The organism is Rhodophyticola porphyridii, assembly GCF_003688285.1.
Lineage (GTDB): Bacteria > Pseudomonadota > Alphaproteobacteria > Rhodobacterales > Rhodobacteraceae > Rhodophyticola > Rhodophyticola porphyridii.
This window is the reverse complement of record NZ_RCNT01000022.1, coordinates 1-1213: the sequence shown is the minus strand read 5'-3', so window position 1 is coordinate 1213 and position 1213 is coordinate 1. Positions and strand designations below refer to the sequence as shown.

Here is a 1213-nt window from a genome sequence, read left to right as displayed (position 1 = left end):
GCCACCATGGCCGCGCCTCGTCGAACCCTGGGGTCTGTTACTCGATGATTTTGGAGACGACGCCGGCGCCGACGGTGCGGCCGCCTTCACGGATGGCGAAGCGCAGACCGTCTTCCATCGCGATCGGCGCGATCAGCTCCACCGTGAACTTCAGGTTGTCGCCCGGCATCACCATTTCCGTGCCCGAGGGCAGCTCCACCGTGCCGGTCACATCCGTCGTCCGGAAGTAGAACTGCGGCCGGTAGTTCGCGAAGAACGGCGTGTGACGGCCCCCCTCTTCCTTGGTCAGGATATAGGCCTCCGCCTCGAACTTGGTGTGCGGCGTCACCGAGCCGGGCTTGCACAGCACCTGGCCCCGCTCCACGCCGTCCCGGTCCACACCGCGCAGCAGCGCGCCGATATTGTCGCCCGCCTCGCCGCGATCCAGCAGCTTGCGGAACATCTCCACGCCCGTGCAGGTCGTCTTCGTGGTGTCGCGGATGCCCACGATCTCGATCTCGTCGCCCACGTTGATCACGCCACGCTCGACCCGGCCGGTCACGACCGTGCCCCGGCCCGAGATCGAGAACACGTCCTCGATCGGCATCAGGAACGGCTGGTCCACCGCGCGCGCGGGCGTCGGGATGTAGTCGTCCACCGCCTGCATCAGCTCGGCGATCTTCTGCTCGCCGATCTCCGGGTCGCGGCCCTCCAGCGCGGCCAGCGCAGAGCCCGCGATGATCGGGATGTCGTCGCCCGGGTACTCGTAGGAGCTGAGCAACTCGCGGATCTCCATCTCGACGAGCTCCAGAAGCTCCTCGTCATCGACCTGATCCACCTTGTTCATGAACACGACCATGTAGGGAATGCCCACCTGGCGGCCCAGAAGGATGTGCTCGCGCGTCTGCGGCATCGGCCCGTCGGCCGCGTTCACCACAAGAATCGCACCGTCCATCTGCGCCGCACCCGTGATCATGTTCTTCACGTAGTCGGCATGGCCGGGGCAGTCCACATGGGCGTAGTGGCGCGCGTCCGTCTCGTATTCCACATGCGCCGTGGAGATCGTGATCCCCCGCGCCCGCTCCTCAGGCGCCGAGTCGATCGACGCGTAATCCTGAAAATCGCCGAACTGCTTCGTGATCGCCGCCGTCAGCGTCGTCTTGCCGTGGTCAACATGACCAATCGTCCCGATGTTCACATGCGGTTTCGAACGCTCAAACTTTTCCTTCGCCAT

General features: G+C 65.2%; 1 protein-coding gene. It reads right to left on the bottom strand.

Annotated elements, in window-relative coordinates:
- Positions 1 to 37: 37 nt before the first annotated feature.
- The coding region (gene tuf, locus D9R08_RS18850; RefSeq protein ID WP_121899658.1) for an elongation factor Tu at positions 38 to 1213 on the bottom strand (1176 nt) is incomplete at its 5' end.